At 71.7% G+C, this 19,320-nt stretch carries 20 protein-coding genes and 1 pseudogene; 11 read left to right on the top strand and 10 right to left on the bottom strand.

Features of this window, described 5'->3' with window-relative positions:
- Positions 1-10: 10 nt before the first annotated feature.
- Entirely contained in the window at positions 11-2,209 is a 2,199-nt protein-coding gene (locus HJD23_RS34020) for a heavy metal translocating P-type ATPase (RefSeq protein WP_171113247.1), read from the top strand.
- Positions 2,210-2,285: 76 nt separating this feature from the next.
- Here HJD23_RS34020 and HJD23_RS34025 read toward each other — a convergent pair whose 3' ends face one another.
- The 6 genes from HJD23_RS34025 to HJD23_RS34050 form a co-directional block, all read right to left on the bottom strand.
- The gene (locus HJD23_RS34025) at positions 2,286-2,930 is read right to left on the bottom strand and encodes a methyltransferase domain-containing protein (RefSeq protein ID WP_240980877.1); all 645 of its coding nucleotides are present in this window, start codon (positions 2,928-2,930) and stop codon (positions 2,286-2,288) included.
- Positions 2,931-3,065: 135 nt separating this feature from the next.
- Positions 3,066-3,329: a heavy-metal-associated domain-containing protein gene (locus HJD23_RS34030; protein WP_232107633.1), complete on the bottom strand. Its 264-nt coding sequence runs from the start codon at positions 3,327-3,329 to the stop codon at positions 3,066-3,068.
- Positions 3,329-4,483, bottom strand: coding sequence for a sulfite exporter TauE/SafE family protein (locus HJD23_RS34035; RefSeq protein ID WP_171113249.1), 1,155 nt, complete (start codon positions 4,481-4,483; stop codon positions 3,329-3,331). The genes HJD23_RS34030 and HJD23_RS34035 overlap by 1 nt, the downstream gene beginning before the upstream one ends.
- A 132-nt stretch (positions 4,484-4,615) precedes the next feature.
- The gene (locus HJD23_RS34040) at positions 4,616-5,038 is read right to left on the bottom strand and encodes a hypothetical protein (protein ID WP_171113250.1); all 423 of its coding nucleotides are present in this window, start codon (positions 5,036-5,038) and stop codon (positions 4,616-4,618) included.
- Positions 5,039-5,127: 89 nt separating this feature from the next.
- A complete protein-coding gene (locus HJD23_RS34045; RefSeq protein WP_171113252.1) occupies positions 5,128-5,379 on the bottom strand; it encodes a hypothetical protein in 252 nt (83 codons plus the stop codon).
- The gene (locus HJD23_RS34050; RefSeq protein WP_171113254.1) at positions 5,376-6,674 is read right to left on the bottom strand and encodes an NAD(P)/FAD-dependent oxidoreductase; all 1,299 of its coding nucleotides are present in this window, start codon (positions 6,672-6,674) and stop codon (positions 5,376-5,378) included. Before HJD23_RS34050 ends, HJD23_RS34045 begins: the two co-directional genes overlap by 4 nt.
- Positions 6,675-6,889: 215 nt before the next feature.
- Here HJD23_RS34050 and HJD23_RS34055 point away from each other — a divergent pair, with 215 nt between their 5' ends.
- Together HJD23_RS34055 and HJD23_RS34060 are read left to right on the top strand one after the other, a co-directional pair.
- Positions 6,890-7,576: a DUF305 domain-containing protein gene (locus HJD23_RS34055; protein ID WP_171113256.1), complete on the top strand. Its 687-nt coding sequence runs from the start codon at positions 6,890-6,892 to the stop codon at positions 7,574-7,576.
- A 216-nt stretch (positions 7,577-7,792) separates the two neighbouring features.
- Positions 7,793-8,194 carry a class F sortase gene (locus HJD23_RS34060; protein WP_171113258.1) on the top strand — a complete coding sequence of 134 codons (402 nt, stop codon included), beginning with the start codon at positions 7,793-7,795 and terminating at the stop codon, positions 8,192-8,194.
- Positions 8,195-8,315: 121 nt separating this feature from the next.
- On the opposite strand, the pseudogene HJD23_RS44785 reads toward HJD23_RS34060, so the two are convergent.
- A pseudogene (locus tag HJD23_RS44785) lies at positions 8,316-8,501 on the bottom strand (TlpA disulfide reductase family protein); the annotation flags it as partial.
- A 119-nt stretch (positions 8,502-8,620) separates the two neighbouring features.
- Here HJD23_RS44785 and HJD23_RS34070 point away from each other — a divergent pair.
- The 7 genes from HJD23_RS34070 to HJD23_RS34100 all read left to right on the top strand — a co-directional run bounded on the left by HJD23_RS34070 (position 8,621) and on the right by HJD23_RS34100 (position 15,476).
- Positions 8,621-9,088 carry a cytochrome c biogenesis CcdA family protein gene (locus HJD23_RS34070; protein WP_240980878.1) on the top strand — a complete coding sequence of 156 codons (468 nt, stop codon included), beginning with the start codon at positions 8,621-8,623 and terminating at the stop codon, positions 9,086-9,088.
- 65 nt (positions 9,089-9,153) lie between these two features.
- Positions 9,154-9,390: a hypothetical protein gene (locus tag HJD23_RS34075; RefSeq protein ID WP_197972452.1), complete on the top strand. Its 237-nt coding sequence runs from the start codon at positions 9,154-9,156 to the stop codon at positions 9,388-9,390.
- A 139-nt stretch (positions 9,391-9,529) separates the two neighbouring features.
- A complete protein-coding gene (locus HJD23_RS34080) occupies positions 9,530-10,411 on the top strand; it encodes a F510_1955 family glycosylhydrolase (protein WP_171113259.1) in 882 nt (293 codons plus the stop codon).
- 493 nt (positions 10,412-10,904) lie between these two features.
- Positions 10,905-11,363 (top strand): DUF3574 domain-containing protein, encoded by a 459-nt coding sequence (locus HJD23_RS34085; protein ID WP_171113261.1) that lies wholly within the window; start codon positions 10,905-10,907, stop codon positions 11,361-11,363.
- A gap of 110 nt (positions 11,364-11,473) precedes the next feature.
- Complete coding sequence (locus HJD23_RS34090) at positions 11,474-12,862, top strand: aldehyde dehydrogenase family protein (protein ID WP_171113263.1); 1,389 nt, start codon at positions 11,474-11,476, stop codon at positions 12,860-12,862.
- Between the two features lie 14 nt (positions 12,863-12,876).
- The gene (locus tag HJD23_RS34095) at positions 12,877-13,962 is read left to right on the top strand and encodes a Zn-dependent alcohol dehydrogenase (protein ID WP_171113265.1); all 1,086 of its coding nucleotides are present in this window, start codon (positions 12,877-12,879) and stop codon (positions 13,960-13,962) included.
- A 194-nt stretch (positions 13,963-14,156) separates the two neighbouring features.
- A complete protein-coding gene (locus tag HJD23_RS34100) occupies positions 14,157-15,476 on the top strand; it encodes an MFS transporter (RefSeq protein WP_171113267.1) in 1,320 nt (439 codons plus the stop codon).
- Here HJD23_RS34100 and HJD23_RS34105 read toward each other — a convergent pair.
- From HJD23_RS34105 to HJD23_RS34115, 3 genes are all read right to left on the bottom strand, one after another.
- Complete coding sequence (locus HJD23_RS34105; RefSeq protein ID WP_171118645.1) at positions 15,468-16,403, bottom strand: DMT family transporter; 936 nt, start codon at positions 16,401-16,403, stop codon at positions 15,468-15,470. The two genes, HJD23_RS34100 and HJD23_RS34105, sit on opposite strands and share 9 nt — an antisense overlap.
- 180 nt (positions 16,404-16,583) lie before the next feature.
- On the bottom strand, positions 16,584-17,294 hold the full coding sequence (locus HJD23_RS34110) for a winged helix-turn-helix domain-containing protein (RefSeq protein WP_171113269.1): 711 nt from the start codon (positions 17,292-17,294) through the stop codon (positions 16,584-16,586).
- Positions 17,295-17,388: 94 nt separating this feature from the next.
- On the bottom strand, positions 17,389-18,039 hold the full coding sequence (locus tag HJD23_RS34115) for a TetR/AcrR family transcriptional regulator (protein WP_171113271.1): 651 nt from the start codon (positions 18,037-18,039) through the stop codon (positions 17,389-17,391).
- Between the two features lie 83 nt (positions 18,040-18,122).
- Here HJD23_RS34115 and HJD23_RS34120 point away from each other — a divergent pair, with 83 nt between their 5' ends.
- Positions 18,123-19,274 (top strand): acyl-CoA dehydrogenase family protein, encoded by a 1,152-nt coding sequence (locus HJD23_RS34120; RefSeq protein ID WP_171113273.1) that lies wholly within the window; start codon positions 18,123-18,125, stop codon positions 19,272-19,274.
- Positions 19,275-19,320 lie beyond the last annotated feature (46 nt).

Genomic DNA, 19,320 nt, shown 5'->3' on the forward strand with positions numbered 1-19,320 from the left:
GAACCGTCCCATGGCAACCAGCACGCGGGCCGATGCCGAGCAGTCCATAGAACTGGCCATAACCGGCATGACCTGTGCCTCCTGCGTGGCACGGGTGGAACGGAAGCTGGGCAAGCTGCCCGGCGTGAGGGCAACGGTGAACCTCGCGACCGCGACCGCGCACGTGACCCGGGAGAGCCCCGACGTCGGGGTGGAAGAGTTGGTGGCCGCCATTGAGGCCATTGGCTACGGCGCCGAGGTGCCCACGTCCCAGGCCCCGGCCTCCGGGGAAGAGGCGGTGGACGCCGAGGGCGCACACATCGCCGGGCTGCGCCGCCGCCTGATCGCCTCGACGGTGCTGGGCCTGCCCGTGGTGCTCGTGTCGATGATCTCCACCCTGCACTTCCCCGGCTGGGAGTGGGTGGCGCTGCTGCTGACCACTCCGGTGGTCGCGTGGGGTGCGTGGCCGTTCCACCGGGCGGCGGCCCTGAATCTGCGCCACGGGTCGGCGACGATGGACACCTTGGTGTCGCTGGGGGTGCTGGCCGCCTACCTGTGGAGCGCCGGTGCCCTGGCCATGGGCGGGGAGCACCTGTATCTGGAGGTCGCCGTCGTGCTGACGGCGTTCTTGCTGGCGGGCCGGTTCTTCGAGGCGAGGGCCAAGCGGCGGGCCGGGGACGCGATCCGGGCGCTGATGGACCTGGGGGCCAAGGACGTCGCTGTGCTGCGCGACGGCACGGAGATACGTATCCCGGTGGAGCAGTTGGCGGTCGGGGACCTGTTCGTCGTACGGCCCGGGGAGAAGATCGCCACGGACGGTGTGGTCGTCGAGGGCGCCTCGGCGGTGGATGAGTCGCTGCTGACCGGGGAGAGCGTGCCGGTGGAGGTCGAGCCCGGCTCGGCCGTGACCGGCGCCACCGTCAACAGCCACGGCCGCCTGACCGTACGGGCCACGCGTGTGGGGTCGGACACCAAGCTGGCGCAGATTGCTGCCCTGGTGGAGCGGGCCCAGACCGGCAAGGCGGCGGTGCAGCGGCTGGCCGACCGGATCTCGGCGGTGTTCGTCCCGGTCGTCATTGCCCTGGCTGCGGGTACCTTTGCCGTCTGGCTGCTGACCGGCGCTCCGGCCGCTACCGCGCTGACCGCCGCCATCGCTGTGGTGATCATCGCTTGCCCGTGTGCGCTCGGGCTGGCGACGCCGACCGCACTGATGGTCGGCACCGGGCGCGGCGCCCAGCTCGGGCTGCTGATCCGCGGGCCCGAGGTACTGGAGTCGACCCGGCGGATCGACACCGTGGTCCTGGACAAGACCGGCACGGTCACCGAGGGCAGGATGCGCCTCGTCGACGTCATACCGGCCGACGGCGAGGATCAGCAGGAGGTGCTGCGGCTGGCCGGCGGACTGGAGGACGCCAGCGAACACCCCATCGCCGCCGCCATCGCGAACGCCGCGCGCGAGCGCCTCGGCCTGCTGCCCGCCGTGACCGGCTTCGCCAACACCCAGGGCCGGGGCGTGAGGGGGCAGGTCGAGGGCCGTACGGTCCGTGCGGGACGGGTCGCGTGGCTGGAGGAACACGGCCAGGAACTGCCCGACGGACTCGACCGCGCCCGGAAGGAGGCCGAGGCCCAGGGCCGTACGGTCGTCTTCGCCGCCTGGGACGGGCGGGTGCGTGGCGCGCTGGTGGTCGCCGATACCGTCAAGGCGACCAGCGCCGAGGCGGTCGCCGACCTCAAGCGGCTCGGCCTCACCCCGGTTCTGCTGACCGGCGACAACACGGCGGCTGCCTTCGCGGTGGCGGCCGAGGTCGGCATCGAGAACGTCATCGCGGAGGTCCACCCCGAGGACAAGGTCGCCGAGGTCCAGCGCCTCCAGCAGGCAGGCCAGGTCGTGGCGATGGTCGGCGACGGCGTCAACGACGCGGCCGCCCTCGCCCAGGCGGACCTCGGTCTGGCCATGGGCACCGGCACCGATGCGGCCATCGCGGCATCGGATCTGACCCTGGTACGGGGTGACTTGCGGGCGGCGGCGGACGCGATCCGGCTGGCCCGCCGCACCCTTCGCACGATCAAGGCGAACCTGTTCTGGGCCTTCGCCTACAACGTCGCCGCGCTGCCACTGGCCGCGCTCGGCCTGCTCAACCCGATGATCGCCGGAGGCGCGATGGCCTTCTCCTCGGTCTTCGTGGTCTCCAACAGCCTGCGGCTTCGTCGCTTCCAGCCGCTGCGCTGAGTCCGGCACGAAGGGGGCCCCGGGCCAAGCTCCGGCGCCCCCTTCCACGTGCTCAGCGACCCGCCCCTGCCGTACATCACCCGTCGGCGGATCCGGGGGCGGGCTTGCGGGCGGTGAGGCGTTCGACGATGCCGAGCGTGAACCGGTCCCGCTGCTCGATCTGAAGTCCTTCCGCCTGGACGCGCCGCAGCGGTCGGCGCATGAAGTGCTCCCCGCCGAGCGGAACGGTGACGAGTTCGAAGAGCCGCTGGATCGCACGGACGGGCCAGGCGGAGCTCGCGATGTGATCCAGCAGCAGGAGCCGGCCGCCGGGCTTGAGCACGCGGCTCATCTCGGCGACGGCTCGCTGGTCGTCGGGGATCGCGCACAGGGACAGGGTGCACACCACGGTGTCGAAGGCGGCGTCGGGGAACGGCAGGGCCTGGGCGTCGGCCTCGCGCAGGTCCGCAGTGCGGCCGAGTTCCTCGGCGCGGCGTCGGGCGATGGCCAGCATCTGCGGGCTCCACTCGATGCCGGTCAGCCGGACGTCCGGAGGGTAGAAGGGAAGGTTCAGCCCGGTGCCGATGGCGACCTCCAGGACGTCGCCCGTGGCCTGCGAGCAGACCCAGGTACGGCTCTCGCCGAACAGGGTGCGGTCGAGGAACCGCATCTGCCGGTCGTAGGAACGGGCGTGCTTGTCCCAGTAGCGGCGCAGCCGCTCGTTGCTTCTCGGCGCGGGCACGGTGTCATCCTCTCCGCTGCCGGCTTCCCCCGCACGTCAGGGTCGTCCCGCCGGGGCGCGGCCCGGGCCGGGAGAATTCTCCGGCCGGGCAGCACCATCGAAACCTTCTCCTCCGCTCTCGTGGGCGGTCTCGGGTCAGGCGGCCGGCCGGGCCGTGTAGTCGCCCGCCTGCTGCACCGCCGCGACGAGTGCGGCCGTGTCCACCTCGGCGCCCTCCTCCAGGCGGACGGTGGTGCGTCCGGCGTTCACGTCGGTGCTGGAGGAGCGGACCCCGGGGATGTCTTCCAGCTCGTCGTCGATGAGCAGGCCGCAGCTGGAGCAGTGCATGCCCTCGACGAGGAGTACCACCTGCGGACCGGCGTCGGCTTCGGTCTTGTTCTTGCGGCTGAACAGCTTCATCACAGGTCCTTCTGGAAGTCGATGGCACCGGTCTGCATGCCCATGGCGCAGGAGAAGCGGAGGGTGCCTGGCTTGCGGGTGCCCAGGTCGACCTCGGTGTCACCGTCACGCTTGACGATCTCCTGGACCCCGAGTTCGGGGATGGTGAAGGCGCGGGCGCAGCCGCCGGAGTCCTTGCCGCGCAGCACCAGCGTGGTCGGCACCCCGGCCTTGGCCGTGAACTGCGTGGGAACGTAGAAATCCGTCACGGTCAGGGTGATCACCTGCTTGCCGGAGGCGTCGATGCGCACCGGCCCGTCCGACGCCCCTGTACCGGCTTCCGACGGAGCGGGCGCGGCGGCCGCCACAGTCGTGGAACTGGTCTTGAAGGAGACCCAGCCGCCGGCCTGGAGTCCGGAGCCGATGGTCCAGGCGGCGACGGCCAGGACCACGACGCCGGTGGCGATGCCCAGGCGGCCGGACAGCGCCCGGCTGGAGCGGCGGAAGAGGTAGCCGAGGACGGCGAACAGCGGGGCGGTGCCCAGCACGAACCCGGCCATCACTGCTGCCCCGGCGACCGGGGAGCCGGCGGTGATCGCGACCAGCTCCATCGACAGCGTCACTCCGCAGGGCACCAGTACCGTGGCGAAGCCGACCAGCGCCGGGGTGGCCATCGACGTGGTCCTGGTGCTGCGCCGCACCAGCCGCCCGAAGGAGGCCGGCGGACGGGGGACGAGCCGGCCCACCGCCTTGACCCCGAAGAGGTCGAGGGCGAAGAGCAGCATCAGCGCCCCGGCAATGATCAGCAGCACTGCCTGCGCCCGGGGGCTGGGCTGCAACGCGGCGCCGAAGATCCCCAGCAGCGCGCCGAGGATCGTGTGGGAGAGCAGCTTCCCGGCGAGGAACGCGCCGACCGGGGCCAGATGCCCGGCCGTCGGCTCCAGGGACGCAGTCGACGCCGCACGACGGGCCGGGCTCGAACCGGCGGCGTGGGGCCGCTTCTTGGCGGACGAGGCAGATGAGTGAGACGCACGGGCGGGAATGCGGGCCTGGGCAGGATCGCGGCGGGTGACCGCTCCGGCCAGCAGACCGCCTTGGACGGCGGCACACGAGGCGCCGCCGGCGAGCAGACCGGTGCTGACTCCGGTGATGAGCAAGGTGATGGACGACGGCATGCGTCGTGACTCCTGTTCGGATACGACGGCACGCGCCCAGAAGATGGGGGTTACGGGCGTGCCGAGGCGGACGTGAGCGATGTCGGCGTCCCACGAGACGGCAGCAGGGGCAGCCTCACGGGAGTCGAACCCTCACGTCCGCGACACGCACAACCGGTGCAGATCAGGAGGGGGCAGCGCCGGAGGCGGTGCGTTGGTTTGGGCCGTGACGGCCGCGTGGGAACAGGACGTCACCGTCGGCAGACCGGTCAGTACAGGGTTCGGCTGAACGTCCTGTCCGAGGGTGGCCTTCGGCGCCGCGCACTGCTTCTTCAGCATCGGGCAATGCGCACTGTCTCCGGCCGCGTCGGTCGCCATCGCAGTCGCTGCCGCCTGCGCGCCCGCTGCAACGTGCGTCAGGCCCCTGGCCATGGCCGGAGCGGCTCTCTCCATCGAGGCCATCGAGGAGGGCATCGCCATCGCGGGGCGGGCCAGCCCGGCCAGACAAAGCATGACAGTGCACGCAAGCAGCGCCCCGGACCAGGCCCGGAACGGCATCAGCACGCGTCGCGACATGCGCGTCATGCTAAGGCACGGTTACCGGCCGCCTGCTGGAACACACCGGTCGGCTCAGTCGCTCGCTTGCCTTGAGACGGCAGCATTTTTCATGCCTGGCGCATGCTGCGCAGGAGGGCGTGCGCCGCCCTGCGGCCGGGTGTGCCGGCGATGCCGCCGACGGGCGCGGTGCCCGCTCCGGATACGACGAGTCCGCTGATGGGTGTGGCGTGGCTGCTGAGGGCGCGCGTGGGGCGCAGGAGGCCGACCTGGTCCAGGCTGATGCCGACGTACATCGGATGCGCGCCCGGCCAGCGCAGCTCGCGGGCCATGTGCTCGGGTGTGCGGATCGTCCGGCTCACCACCGTGTCCGTGAAGCCCGGTGCCCGTTTCTCGACGGTGTCGACCATCCGGTCGGCGAACGTCGACGCGGCGTTCGCCCAGCCGCCGTGCACCTGGTGGGGCGCGGTCGGGCAGGCAAGGTAGACGGTGTGGTGGCCGGGCGGTGCCAGGCTGCTGTCGAGTGCGCTGGGGGTGAAGGCGTAGGTCGGCACCGGGTCCTCAGGCAGGCGTCGTGCGTTCGCCTGTGCGAAGCCGTCCGCGAGGGAGTCGACGCTGTCCACGAAGGACTGCAGGCCGTTCCAGTCCCCTGGCCGGGCCCGCGCGTACCCGGGCAGCGCGGTCGTCGCCAGCAGCACGAGCATCTGGACGGCGTTGCCCCGCCGCACCGCGCGAGCGCGTCCGCGACGGGCCCGTCCAGCGGCGGGTCGAGCAGTCGCAGCAGCGCCATCCGAGGATCGATCGCGGTGACGACGGCGTCGGTGGTCAGGCGTTCGCCCGATTCCAGCACCACCCCTGTCACACGGCTGCCGGTGCGAGTGATGCGCTCTACCGCCGCGCCGGTGCGCCACTGCCCGCCGTAACTCTCCAGCCGCCGGGCGAGTGCGTCGATGAGTCCCTGTGACCCGCCGACGGCGTGCCACTGCCCGACCTGGTGATAGAACGCCTGCCACAGGCCGAACAGCGCGCTGCCGGGTTCGTCCGGCGAGGCCGAGGCGTGCGCGGCGAAGGCCGACACCGGCGCTCGTACGAGCTCGCTGCCCAGCCGTTCCCGCAGCACGCGGCCGTAGGGCTGCAGGAGCAGCCCGGCGAGCCCGACCGGTCCGCCGTTGCGCGCCAGCGCCTGCACGCCGGCGATCATCTGGCGCGGCAGTCGCCGCATCTGCCGCGCCCGCCCATAGCCGCCCAGGCCGGCGCGCATGGCGGTGATGACCGGCATGGCCTCGTCCATCCAGTCCGCGTAGCGGCGGGCCTCGGCGGGGTCGGCTTCGGCGATCGAGGCGACGGTCCGCTCGATGCTGCGGTGGAAGCGCACGATTGTGCCGTCGGTGAAGACCGCGATGGAGAACGGGTCCATCTCGCGGTATTCCAAGCCTGCCTCGCGCAGCCCGAGGTCAGCGACGATATCGGTCGCGTTGATGATGTTGTGTGCGGCGGAGTGGGTGTTGAAGCGGAAGCCCGGTGCCGGCTCGTCGGTACGCGAACCGCCGCCGAGCTTGCCGGCCTGCTCCAGTACCACCACCTCGGCTCCCGCCCGCGCGAGATAGCAGGCGGCCACCAGCCCGTTGTGGCCCCCACCGACGACAGCAACGCGCACGTGCACCTCCGCGAGCCTCGGGCATCGCGGGTACCCCACCGCAGCCGAACGGACACTCGCGCCGCACCCGGCCACTGGGCCGGAGACGGAGTCCTCGGCGCGAGGCTGGGCGAGTGGGACACGCCGAGCAAACGGGCGAATTACCGCGCCTGGCCGAGACAGCCCCCGAGTTGGGAGGTATCTGACTTTCGACCTCTTCGCAGATCGGAGCATCCATGAACCCCCACATACCCCTGGGTCGCCTGTGCGCAGCCACGCTGATGGCCACCGGTCTGGCCCTCGTCGGCGCGCCCGCCGCTGGCGCGGACGGTGACACAGGATTCAGCGAGAAGGAATTCCTCTCCTCGGCCGTCGACCACCACTTCGGCGGAGTACACATGGCCCAGATGTGTGTGGACAAGGCGACGCGGGCGGACCTGCGGGGCCTGTGCGGGCGGATCAAGGACACCCAGTCCAAGGACATCATCCGGATGCGGTCCTGGCTGAAGACCTGGTACGGCACGGACGAGACGCCGAGCATGCCCCGGATGTCTCAGCCCATGATGGAGATGATGAACAAGCTGCCCAGCTTGACCGGCCGCACGTTCGATGCGGAGATGTCCCGGCATTTCGTCCACCATCACAGCATGTTCCTGCCCAAGGCGGACAAGTGCCGCAAGCAGGCCGCTCACGGCGAGCTGCGCGCGATGTGCGATGCGGTGCACAAAACCCAGTCGCGGGAGATCGCTCAGTTCGAGGTGGTCGTCGCCGGACGGCCGGTCACGGTCGACACCGGCCAGGGCGCTCTGGCCACAGCGGACACGGACAACCGGACCGACGGCAACGCAGGATGGTTCGCCGCGGCCGGGGCGGCCGCGGCACTGGTCGTCACCCGGCTCACCCGGCGACTGCGCCGCCGCTGAGAGCAGGGGGCCGGAGCGTTGAGCGGGCGCGCCGCGCGTACCGTCTGGGCGTTGGCGGCCATGTGGCTGTGGGTGGCCGTTCTCCCGGCCGCCGGCATCCCGGCACCTCCTGCTGGCCCGGTGCCTGCGCCGGTTCCGCCGGCGCCGACCTCCTACGCTGCTCTCGGCACAGCGCAGGCGTCTGGTGCGGCGCCGGCCCGCCTGATCCTTGCCGCGGTGTCGCTCAACGCCGCTGTGGTTCCGGTCGAGCTCGGTGCCGACGGCCGTCTCGGCGTGCCCGAGGACGGGCGTTCGGCGGGCTGGTGGAAGGACACGGCACCACCGGGCAGCAGGCGGGGCACCACCGTCATCGCCGGGCACGTCGACACCCGCCGCGGGGCTGCCGTCTTCGCCCCCCTCGTCCGGGCCAGGACCGGTGATCTTGCCCAGGTCACCACCGCCGCGGCCACGTTCGACTACCGGGTCCGGGCGGTCACGGTACGCCGGGGCGACGCGCTGCCGACGGAACTGTTCCGTACCGGCGGCCCGCCCCGCCTGGTACTGATCACCTGCACCGGGCCCTACCAACCGGGCAGTGGCTACCGTGACCGGCTCTACATCGACGCGGCCCCCGTGTGACACCCGTGCAAGCAACGGGCCCCGCCGTGACCGGTAAGACAGACCGCCCAGCCTCCGGGGCGTTTGGATCAGGGCCTCTCGGCCTCGATGGCTTCGATGATGGGGAGGAAGGCCCGGTAGGTCAGGGGGCCCGGATGTTGACGCCGAGGAACCGCACCCCCAGCGGCTCGGTCTTCTCGGCGAGGCGGACCAGTTCCGGGGCCTCCTTGCGGCACGGCGCACACCACGAGCCCCAGACGTTGATCACGACGACATGGCCGCGCAGGTCGGCGATGTCGATGTGCTCGCCGTCCAGGGTGCTGTCCTGGAGAGCAGGGGCGAGGACCGGTCAGGACCAGGGGCCGCGGCGGCCCGGCCGGGCGGGGGACGGTGCCGGGCCGTCCCGGCGGGCGGAGGTCTTGGCGAGATCCGGGTGGGCTGTTCAGCGTGACTCATCCCCTGGGCGTGCTCACTGTCGCGCTGGGCCTGATGTTCATGGGCACCCCGGAGCGCATCCCGCTGCTCTCGCGCACCTTCAAGTCCCAGTTCACCCCGCGCGCCGGGCTCGCCGGGGCTCCGCTGCTGGGGGTGATGTTCGGCATCGGCTGGACCCCGTGCATCGGCCCCACCCTCGCCGCCGTCCTCTCCCTCTCCCTGACCACCGGCTCCGCCTCACGCGGCGCCTTCCTCGCCTTCCTCTACGCCGTCGGTGTCGGCCTACCGTTCCTGCTGTTCACCCTGGCCCTCGGCAAGAGCCTGCGCGCCTTCACCTTCGCCCGCCGCCACACCCGCACCGTGCTCCGCGTCGGCGGCGCCCTCCTCGTGGCCGTCGGCATCGCCCAGGTCTCGGGCCTGTGGACCCTGCTGATCTACGAGATGCAGATCTGGATCAGCGGCTACGAACTCCCCTTGTGAACCGCCCGGGCGCCGAGCGCCGGCAGCAGCCGATCCCCAGCCAGGAGCTGAGAGGAATGTGCGACATGATGGGAACGATGGGCCCCTTGATGATGATCCTTTGGCTGGTCATCGCCCTGGCGGTGCTCGGCCTCGCGGTCGCCGGGGCAGTGTGGCTCGTGCGCTCACGCACCAGCACTCCCAGCCGCTCCGAACTGCCCGCTCGCCCGGATCCCGCCCAAGAGGAACTGCGCCAGCAGTACGCCGCAGGCAAGATCGGTCGCGAGGAATACCTCCAGCGCAAGATCGACCTGGAGCAGTAGTTCCGCCCCGTCACGGCCGGGCGAATACATCAGAGCCCCACCGCAGCAACGACTGTCTGCGGCGATCTTGTCACCGAGTCACCACCCCGAAATGACCCGCCCCGGCATACCGGGTAACAGAACTGCGAGGATCTCCCTGATGGCGTCCTACCGCCGCCCTGTTCTGGCTGCCACAGCCATCCTGCTCACGGCCACGCTGACCGCCTGCGCGAACGGCTCCGCCACCTCGGGCGCCGAGGAACCGTCCCCCTCCGGAGCAGCCGCTGCTGTCAGCCACATCCACGGGCTCGGCATCGACCCAGCCGACGGCCGCCTGTACGTCGCCACGCACAAAGGCGTCTTCGCCGTGGACGACGACGGCTCCCACAAACGGGTCAGCGACACCGCCGACTACATGGGCTTCACCGTCGCCGGACCCAACACCTTCCTCGGCAGCGGCCACCCGGCCGAAGGCAGCGACAACCACGCCAACCGCGGCCTGATCAAGAGCACCGACGCCGGCAAGACCTGGAAGACCCTTTCCCTCGGCGGCGAAGCCGACTTCCACGCTCTGGAGTACGCCCACAACACCATCTACGGCTACGACAGCACCAACGGAATGCTGCGCGTCAGCAAGGACGGCAAGACCTGGGACGAGCGCGCCCAATTCGCCGCACTGGACATCGCCGTCAGCCCCAACGACCCCGACGTCGTGCTGGCCACCACCGAGAACGGCATCGCCAAAAGCACCGACGGCGGCGAAACCTTCAACGAGGGCACCAAACCCGTGCTGGCCTTCCTCTCCTGGGCCAAGCCGAACGCCCTGTACGGAATCGACCCGGGCGGAGGACTCCACCGCAGCACCGACGGCGGCACCACCTGGAAGGAAGCGGGCACCGTACCCGGCGGCGGCCCTCAGGCCCTCACCGCCGTCGACGCGGACCGCATCCTGGCCGCCACCCAGGACGGCGTCTACGAATCCCGCGACGGCGGCAAGACGTTCACCGAGCGCCTGCCGGTCACCTCGGCCGCGGGCCACTGAGCCTTGCCGGGCCCTGGCGAAGCCTTGGCCCTTGCCCAATCGACGGCCAGTCATCGACGCTGTCAGCGCCTCGTCCGGCCCGGCGCCTGCGAGGCGGCCGCCAACGTGCCGCCAGTGGAACGTACGCCACGGCACCGAAGGCTCGAAGACAACGGCGCCCGTGGTTGGACAGGGCCGGTCCTCGTTGATCTGTTCGTCCGCTTGGCGAAGGCTCACCGAGATCTCGCCAAGCACACACGACATACCCCACACCCGAGCAGCGGGAACGGGGGGTGAAGCTCCCGGCCTCGACCGGCTGGGACATCTCCACGATCACGGCGGAGAACACTGCTGCATAGGTCGAGACCGGGATCAGCACCACTGCGGGCGAAGCCCCACCGCACGCGCCCCCGCCCCTCCCCATGCGCCCCCTGCGCTCCCGTACGGCCCACGGATTTCTGCCCTCGGCGCGGCCGCCGCATCCCCCGGCCCCGGGCCCGGTAAGGGATGGGGCATGACTCTTCAACTCACCCGTACTCGCGTCGCCTTGGCGGCCGCCGCCGCCCTGCTCGCCGTCGGCGCGCCCACCGCGTACGCCACCCTCGGCGAGGAGGCCACCGCCGCCCCCACCCCGGTGCGCGGCGAGCCGTACGCCGAGACCCGGCTTCTCTTCGGCACCGCGCGGCCCGATGGCGGACCGGCCGTCACGGACCGGCAGTTCATGGCCTTCGTCGACAAGGAGGTGACGCCCGACTTCCCGGACGGGCTGACCGTGCAGAGCGGGCGCGGGCAGTGGCGGGACGCGAGCGGCACGATCGAGAAGGAGCGGTCGTACGAGCTGATCCTGCTCTATCCGGTGGGCGAGGCGGCGGCCAGGGACCGGAAGATCGAGGAGATCCGCCGGGACTACGAGAAGGCCTTCGGCCAGGAGTCGGTCGGGCGCGTGGACGATCAGGTGCGGGTTGACTTCTGAGCCGGTCGGCGGCGTTGCCGTACCCTCGCGGCGGGCCCTGGCGCTGAAAAACTATCGCCGCTAGTTTGGGTCCCGACGTGCCGACGACGCCGTAGTTCGGGAGGTGGGCCATGAAGGCCCGGGACGGGATGTACATCGACGGTGCCTGGCGCCCCGCCGCAGGCCAGGACGAGATCGAGGTCGTGAACCCGGCCGACGAGGAGATCGTCGGCCGGGTCCCCGCGGGCACCGCCGAGGACGTGGACCGGGCCGTGCGGGCCGCCCGCGCCGCACTCCCAGCCTGGTCCGCGACACCGCCCGCCGAGCGCGCCGCGCGCCTGGCCGCCCTGCGGGACGTGCTCGCCGCCCGCAAGGACGAGATCGCCGAGACGATCACCGCCGAGCTGGGTTCGCCGTTGCCCTTCTCGCAGGCGGTGCACATGGGCGTGCCGATCGCGGTCGCGGGCTCGTACGCCGAGCTGGCCGCGACGTACGCCTTCGAGGAGAAGGCCGGCAACTCGACCGTCTACCAGGAGCCGGTCGGCGTGGTCGGGGCGATCACCCCGTGGAACTACCCCCTGCACCAGATCGTCGCCAAGGCCGCCCCGGCCCTCGCCGCGGGCTGCACGGTCGTACTGAAGCCCGCCGAGGACACCCCGCTGACCGCACAGGCCTTCGCGGAGGCGGTCGACGAGGCGGGCGTCCCGGCCGGAGTCTTCAACCTGGTCACCGGCCTCGGCCCGGTGGCCGGGCAGGCGCTCGCCGAGCATGCCGGGGTCGACATGGTGTCCTTCACCGGCTCCACGGCGGTCGGCAGGCAGATCGCCGCCACCGCCGGAGCCGCGGTGAAGAAGGTCGCCCTGGAACTGGGCGGCAAGTCCGCCAACGTCATCCTGCCCAGCGCCGACCTGGCCAAGGCGGTGAACGTCGGCGTCGCCAACGTGATGTCGAACTCCGGGCAGACGTGCAGCGCGTGGACCCGGATGCTGGTGCACTCCTCGCAGTACACCGCCGCGGTCGAGCTGGCCGTCGCCGCGGCCGCCAAGTACGGCGAGCGCGTCGGGCCCCTCGTGAACGCCCGGCAGCGGGACCGGGTGCGCGGCTACATCGAGAAGGGCGTGGCCGAGGGCGCCAAGCTGGTCGCGGGCGGCGTCGAAGCCCCGCGTGAGCGTGGCTACTTCGTCAGCCCGACCGTCTTCGCGGACGTCACGCCGGAGATGACCATCGCGCAGGAGGAGATCTTCGGGCCGGTCCTGTCGATCCTCCGCTACGAGGACGAGGACGACGCCCTGCGGATCGCCAACGGCACGGTGTACGGGCTCGCCGGCGCGGTCTGGGCGGGCGACGAGGCGGAGGCGGTGGCCTTCGCGCGCCGGATGGAGACGGGCCAGGTCGACATCAACGGCGGCCGCTTCAACCCGCTCGCGCCCTTCGGTGGGTACAAGCAGTCGGGCGTGGGCCGGGAACTCGGCGTGCACGGCCTGGCCGAGTACCTCCAGACCAAGTCCCTCCAGTTCTAAGGGAGTTCACTGTCATGGCTGTGCGTGCCGCCGTCCTTCCGGCTGTCGGTGCCCCGCTGGAGGTCACGGAGATCGACCTTCCCGAGCCCGGCCCCGGCCGGATCCGGGTCCGCCTCGCCGCGGCCGGGGTGTGCCACTCCGACCTCTCCCTGTCCAACGGCACCATGCGCGTCCCGGTCCCGGCCGTCCTCGGCCACGAGGGCGCGGGCACGGTCGTCGCCGTCGGCGAAGGGGTCACGCACCTCGCGCCGGGCGACGGAGTCGTCCTCAACTGGGCCCCGTCGTGCGGCGACTGCCCCGCCTGCGCCCGCGGCGAGGTGTGGCTGTGCGCCAACGCCCTGAACGGCTCCGCCGACGTCCACGCCCACCGTTCGTCCGACGGCGCCGAGCTGCACCCCGGGCTGAACGTGGCGGCGTTCGCCGAGGAGACCGTGGTGCCGACGTCCTGCGCGCTGCCCGCCCCGCCGGACGTGCCCCTGACCGACGCGGCGCTCCTGGGCTGCGCGGTCCTCACGGGCTACGGCGCCGTCCACCACTCGGCGAAGGTGCGGCCCGGCGAGACGGTCGCGGTGTTCGGCGTCGGCGGCGTGGGCCTCGCGGCACTGCAGTCGGCGCGCATCGCGGGCGCGTCGCGGATCATCGCGGTGGACGTCTCCCCGGAGAAGGAGGAACTGGCCCGCGTGGCCGGCGCCACCGACTACGTCGTCGCCTCCGACACCACCGCCCGCGAGATCCGCGCCCTGACCGGCAAGCAGGGCGTCGACGTGGCGGTGGAGTGCGTGGGCCGGGCGGTCACCATCCGCACGGCCTGGGAGTCGACCCGCCGCGGCGGCCGTACGACGGTGGTCGGCATCGGCGGCAAGGACCAGCAGGTCACCTTCAACGCCCTGGAGATCTTCCACTGGGGCCGCACCCTCTCGGGCTGCGTCTACGGCAACTCCGACCCCGAGCAGGACCTGCCGGTCCTGGCCGACCACATCCGCGCGGGCCGCCTGGACCTGTCGGCGCTGGTCACGGAGCGGATCGCCCTGGACGGCATTCCGGCGGCATTCGAGAACATGCTGGCGGGCAAGGGCGGACGGGCGCTGGTGGTCTTCTAGTCCCGCCCCGCATCCGCCGCGCGTGTCCCGGCCCTCTTCGGACGGCCGGGGCTTCGGTGTGCCGTGGCGGCTCTCCGTGCCGTGTACAGGCAAAACTCCTGCCGCACGACCCGTTGACGTCCATACCGTCCGGTCAGTACGTTCCCGGAAATCCCAGCCGCCCCCCGTCCCCGCACCCACCGGAGTGTGCACGCATGGACACGGCACCTTCCGCCCAGCCGCTCACCACCACCCCGGCCACGCCGAACCGCCGCCGGGTCGCCACCGCCGCCGCGCTCGCCTCGGCCGTCGAGTGGTACGACTACTTCGTCTTCGGCATCGCCGCCGCCCTGATCCTCGGCGACCTGTACTTCCCCGCCGGCAGCCCCACCGCCGGCGTACTCGCCGCCTTCGCCACCTTCGCCGTCGGCTTCCTCGCCCGCCCCCTCGGCGGCATCGTCGCCGGTCACCTCGGCGACAAGCGCGGCCGCAAACCGATGCTGGTCCTCGCGCTCACGCTGATGGGCGTCGCCACCACCGGCATCGGCCTCCTGCCGACGTACGAGACGATCGGCGTCGCCGCACCGATCCTGCTCGTCCTCCTCCGCGTCGCGCAGGGCGTCGCCGTCGGCGCCCAGTGGGGCGGCGCGATGCTGCTGGCCACCGAGTACGCCCCCGAGGGCAAGCGCGGCGTCTACGGCAGCGTCGTCCAACTCGGCGTGCCCATCGGCGTGGTGACCGCCAACACGGTCTTCCTGCTGGCGGGTGCCCTCACCTCGGACTCCGCCTTCGCGGCCTGGGGCTGGCGGGTGCCCTTCCTGGTCGGCGTCCTCGTGCTCGGGCTCGCCTGGTACATCCACACCCGCGTCGAGGAGACCCCCGAGTTCCGGGAGGCGGAGAAGGCGCTGGCCGAGCAGGAGAAGTCGGAGCAGAGCAGCCCGCTGCGCACGATCCTGCGCCACCACCTCGGCACGGTCCTGCTCGCCGGCGGCTCCTTCGCCGTGAACACCGCGACGTTCTACATCCTCATCACCGGCGTCCTCGACTACACCACCCGCGAACTCGACATGAACCGCGGCGCGGTCCTCACCGTCTCCCTCTGCGTCAGCCTCACCCAGCTCGTCCTGATCCCCGCCTCCGCCGCGCTCTCCGACCGCGTCGGCCGGATCAGGATCTACGCGCTCGGCGCGGTGGGCATCGCGCTGTGGGCCGTACCGCTGTTCCTGCTGATCGACACCGGTTCGCTGCTGTGGCTGGCGGTCGGCACCTTCGTCGCCAGCTGCTTCCTCAGCATCATGTACGGCCCCCAGGCCGCCCTGTTCGCCGAGCTGTTCACGCCCGAGATGCGCTACACGGGCGCCTCGCTCGGCTACCAGATCGCGGCCGTGTGCGGCGGCGGACTCGCCCCGTTCATCATGGTGCTGCTCCTGGAGGCGACCGGCACGTCGATGGCGGTGTCCGCCTACATCATCGGCCTCTCCGTGATCGCCCTGCTGTCCATCAAGGTCCTTGCCGACCGGGCGCGTTCACGCTGACTCCCGGGTCTGCTCGGGTTGTGGCGCGGCCGCCACGACCCGAGCGGACCGCGTCCGGGACCGAGACACGGCGACCCCCGCCAGGCACAGCGCCCCGCCCGCCAGTGTGAGCAGCCCGGGCACCTCGCCCAGCGCCAGCCACGACATCAGCACGACCAGGGCGGGGACGGCGTACGTCGTCGCGCCCATGCGGCTGGCGGTCGTACGGGACAGGGCGTACGCCCAGGTCGTGAAGGCGAGCGCCAGCGAGAAGACGCCCAGGTAGACCATGTTGAGCGTGGCGGAGACGGGGGCGTGGGCCGCCTCGTCGATCAGCTGCCCGGTGAACGGCAGACAGAGGGCCGCGCCGACCAGACACCCGTACGTCGTCACCTGAAGCGCGCTCGCATGGCCGAGCGCCGGCTTCTGCGCCACGACACCGCCCGCGTACCCGACGGCCGCGAGCAGGCACAGCACCACTCCGAGCGCCGAGGAACCCCCGCCCGACATCGACAGTCCCACGGTCACCGCACCGGCGAACGACACCGCCATCCCGGCCAGCAGCCGCGGCGGCATCGGATCACCGAGCAGCCGGGCGCTCAGCAGCGCGATGAGGATGGGCCCGATGTTCACGACGAGCGCTGCCGTACCGGCGTCCACCTGCTGCTCGCCCCAGTTCAGCACGACGCTGTAGAAGCCGAACCACAGCAGGCCCGATATCGCGATCCCGGGCCAGGCCGGCCGTGGGGGCAACCCCTCCCGCCGTATGAGGCAGATGGCCCCCAGCACCAGGGAGCCGACGAGCAGCCGCCCCAGCGCGAGCGCGCCCGGCGAGTACTCCGCCCCCGCGCTGCGGATCGAGACGAAGGCGGAGGCCCACAGGACGACGGTGACGGTGGCGGCTCCGGCCGCGAGCAGTTCCGTACGGCGGGCAGGGGAGACGTTCATCATGCTCCAGAGGCTAGGAGGTGGTGGATGGGGGAGGCTCGCGGATTTCGGACGGGGGCGTCGGCAGCGCCCCTCAAGGAGCGCTGGGCTGTGGCGATGTGCGGCTCCGCCGCGCGGGCACGACCAGCCACGACGCTCCCGCCACTCGGCACATCGGAGAAGCCCCACTCCAGTAGCCGGTCAGCGCAGTACCGCCGCTTCGACACCGAGGAGCTCCTTCAGCGCCCGCTCCCCCGACGGAGTCACCTTCACCGCCCGCTCCGACCCGATCCGTACGCACCACCCCGCGTCCAGCGCATGCCGGCACAGCGCCGCGCCCGCGACGCCCGCGAGATGAGGGCGGCGTTCGGTCCAGTCGAGGCAGGCACGGGCCAGCGGGCGGCGGCCGGTACGGTCGAGGCGGATACCGGCGCTGTCGAACCACCCGAGCCCGGCGTCCGTCAGTGCGAACCCGGTGTCCTGCCGTAGCAGCCCGCGTGCGGTCAGCGCGTCGGTGACCGCGATGCCGAGCCGCCCGGCCAGGTGGTCGTAGCAGGTGCGGCCCCGCGCCATGGCGGATCCCGCGCTGGACTCCCGCAGGGTCCGGGGCCGTACGACGGCACTTGGCGAGACCTGCGCGGCGAGGTCCTCCAGGAGCTGGGCGACCCGCGGGTCGGCCAGCCGTACGTACCGGTGCCGCCCCTGCCGTTCCTCGGCGAGCAGCCCGCCCGCGACGAGTTTGCTCAGATGCTCGCTGAGCGTCGACGCGGCGACCCCGGCATGCCGCGCCAGCTCACCCGCGGTCCACGCCCGCCCGTCGAGCAGCGCCAGCAGACAGGCGGCCCGGGTCTCGTCGGCGATGAGGGCGGCGAGCCGGGCCAGCTGCGGTGCCTGGGGGTCTTGGGTGGCCATGCGTCCCAGGATGCGGCACGGACACTTCGGCGGCTGCCGAAGGATGGCTGTCGCGTGTCGAAAGTCCCGTCCGGCCCTGCTTTCGCAACACGCGCTAGGTGGCCCGCCCGACCTGCGCGTACTGTCGCGCCAACCCGTCCAGCAGCGCCGTGAGGCCCGTCTCGAACGCCCGCTCGTCGATCTTCTCCTGCCGCTCGGCGAGGAGGTGCGCCTGCCCGAGGTGGGGATAGTCGGCGGGGTCGTACGCGCTCTCGTCGGTCACGAAGCCCCCGGCGAACGAGCCGAGCGCGGAGCCCATGATGAAGTACCGCATCAGCGCGCCGATGGACGTGGCCTGCGCCGGCGGCCAGCCCGCGTCGACCATCGCGCCGTAGACCGCGTCCGCGAGCCGCAGCGCGGCCGGGCGGCGGCCGGGGCCGCGGGCCAGGACCGGGACGATGTTCGGGTGGTCGCGCAGGGCGGCCCGGTAGGAGACCGCCCAGTCGTGCAGCGCGGTCCGCCAGTCCCGGCCGTCCTCGAACATCGACAGGTCGACCTGCGCGCTCACCGAGTCGGCGACCGCCTCCAGGATCTCGTCCTTGGTGCGGAAGTGGTTGTAGAGGGACGGCCCGCTCACGCCCAGTTCGGCCGCGAGCCGCCGGGTGGAGACGGCCGCGAGGCCCTCCGTGTCCACCAGCGCCCGGGCCGCCTCGACGATCCGGTCGGTGCTGAGCAAGGGCTTGCGCGGTCGGGCCATGGCGCACATAGTAAGGTCGAGTCGGAAACTAGCAGTGCTAATTTAAATGTACGACGTTCAAGATGTGGCGTCCATGTGTGGGGTGATGTGTCATGAACCTGGAGCTCAGCGAGGAGCAGACCGCCGTACGGCAGCTCGCCCGGGACTTCGTGGACCGTGAGATCGCACCTCACGTCATCACCTGGGACCGCGCGGAGAACGTCGACCGGGGGATCGTCAAGAAGCTCGGCGAGGTCGGCTTCCTTGGCCTGACCATCGACGAGGAGTACGGCGGCAGCGGCGGCGACCATCTCGCGTACTGCCTGGTCACGGAGGAACTCGGTCGCGGTGACTCCTCCGTGCGCGGCATCGTCTCCGTCTCCCTCGGCCTGGTCGCCAAGACCGTCGCCGCCTGGGGGAGTGAGGAGCAGAAGCGGCGCTGGCTGCCGGGCCTGACCTCCGGGGAGTACGTCGGCTGCTTCGGCCTGACCGAGCCGGGCACCGGCTCCGACGCGGGCAACCTCTCCACCCGGGCGGTCCGCGACGGCGGTGACTACGTCATCAACGGCGCCAAGATGTTCATCACCAACGGCACCTGGGCCGACGTCGTCCTGCTCTTCGCCCGCTCCACCGACGCGCCCGGCCACAAGGGCGTCTCCGCCTTCCTCGTCCCGACCGACACACCCGGACTGACCCGCCGTACCGTCCACGGCAAACTCGGCCTGCGCGGCCAGGCCACCGCCGAACTGGTGCTGGACGACGTCCGCGTCCCCGCCGCCGCGATGCTCGGCCCGGAGGGGAAGGGCTTCTCCGTCGCCCTGTCCGCCCTCGCCAAGGGGCGGATGTCGGTCGCGGCGGGCTGTGTCGGCCTGGCCCAGGCCGCCCTGGACGCGGCGGTTCACTACGCGGGCGAGCGCGAGCAGTTCGGCAAGTCCATCGCCCATCACCAGCTCGTCCAGGAGCTGATCAGCGACATCGCCGTGGACGTCGACGCGGCCCGGCTGCTGACCTGGCGGGTCGCCGACCTGATCGACCGCGGCCTGCCCTTCACCACCGAGTCCTCCAAGGCCAAGCTGTTCGCCTCGGAGGCGGCCGTGCGCGCGGCCAACAACGCCCTCCAGGTCTTCGGCGGCTACGGCTACATCGACGAGTACCCGGTCGGCAAGCTGCTGCGCGACGCCCGCGTGATGACCCTCTACGAGGGCACGAGCCAGATCCAGAAGCTGCTCATCGGGCGGGCGCTGACGGGGGTTTCGGCATTCTGATCGGAGTTTCTGAGTATCTGAGTATCTGAGCGGATGTGGTGCGGGC

It is taken from the genome of Streptomyces sp. Z423-1 (assembly GCF_013009255.1).
GTDB lineage: Bacteria > Actinomycetota > Actinomycetes > Streptomycetales > Streptomycetaceae > Streptomyces > Streptomyces gossypiisoli.

What these genes read in the sequence shown, in the direction of transcription:
- HJD23_RS34020 (WP_171113247.1), top strand. Translation starts at nt 11, where the DNA reads ATGGCAACCAGCACGCGGGCCGATGCCGAGCAGTCCATAGAACTGGCC.
- HJD23_RS34030 (WP_232107633.1), bottom strand. Translation starts at nt 3,329, where the DNA reads ATGAAGCTGTTCAGCCGCAAGAACAAGACCGAAGCCGACGCCGGTCCG.
- HJD23_RS34035 (WP_171113249.1), bottom strand. Translation starts at nt 4,483, where the DNA reads ATGCCGTCGTCCATCACCTTGCTCATCACCGGAGTCAGCACCGGTCTG.
- HJD23_RS34040 (WP_171113250.1), bottom strand. Translation starts at nt 5,038, where the DNA reads ATGTCGCGACGCGTGCTGATGCCGTTCCGGGCCTGGTCCGGGGCGCTG.
- HJD23_RS34055 (WP_171113256.1), top strand. Translation starts at nt 6,890, where the DNA reads ATGAACCCCCACATACCCCTGGGTCGCCTGTGCGCAGCCACGCTGATG.
- HJD23_RS34075 (WP_197972452.1), top strand. Translation starts at nt 9,154, where the DNA reads ATGATGGGAACGATGGGCCCCTTGATGATGATCCTTTGGCTGGTCATC.
- HJD23_RS34080 (WP_171113259.1), top strand. Translation starts at nt 9,530, where the DNA reads ATGGCGTCCTACCGCCGCCCTGTTCTGGCTGCCACAGCCATCCTGCTC.
- HJD23_RS34085 (WP_171113261.1), top strand. Translation starts at nt 10,905, where the DNA reads ATGACTCTTCAACTCACCCGTACTCGCGTCGCCTTGGCGGCCGCCGCC.
- HJD23_RS34090 (WP_171113263.1), top strand. Translation starts at nt 11,474, where the DNA reads ATGAAGGCCCGGGACGGGATGTACATCGACGGTGCCTGGCGCCCCGCC.
- HJD23_RS34095 (WP_171113265.1), top strand. Translation starts at nt 12,877, where the DNA reads ATGGCTGTGCGTGCCGCCGTCCTTCCGGCTGTCGGTGCCCCGCTGGAG.
- HJD23_RS34100 (WP_171113267.1), top strand. Translation starts at nt 14,157, where the DNA reads ATGGACACGGCACCTTCCGCCCAGCCGCTCACCACCACCCCGGCCACG.
- HJD23_RS34105 (WP_171118645.1), bottom strand. Translation starts at nt 16,403, where the DNA reads ATGAACGTCTCCCCTGCCCGCCGTACGGAACTGCTCGCGGCCGGAGCC.
- HJD23_RS34110 (WP_171113269.1), bottom strand. Translation starts at nt 17,294, where the DNA reads ATGGCCACCCAAGACCCCCAGGCACCGCAGCTGGCCCGGCTCGCCGCC.
- HJD23_RS34115 (WP_171113271.1), bottom strand. Translation starts at nt 18,039, where the DNA reads ATGTGCGCCATGGCCCGACCGCGCAAGCCCTTGCTCAGCACCGACCGG.
- HJD23_RS34120 (WP_171113273.1), top strand. Translation starts at nt 18,123, where the DNA reads ATGAACCTGGAGCTCAGCGAGGAGCAGACCGCCGTACGGCAGCTCGCC.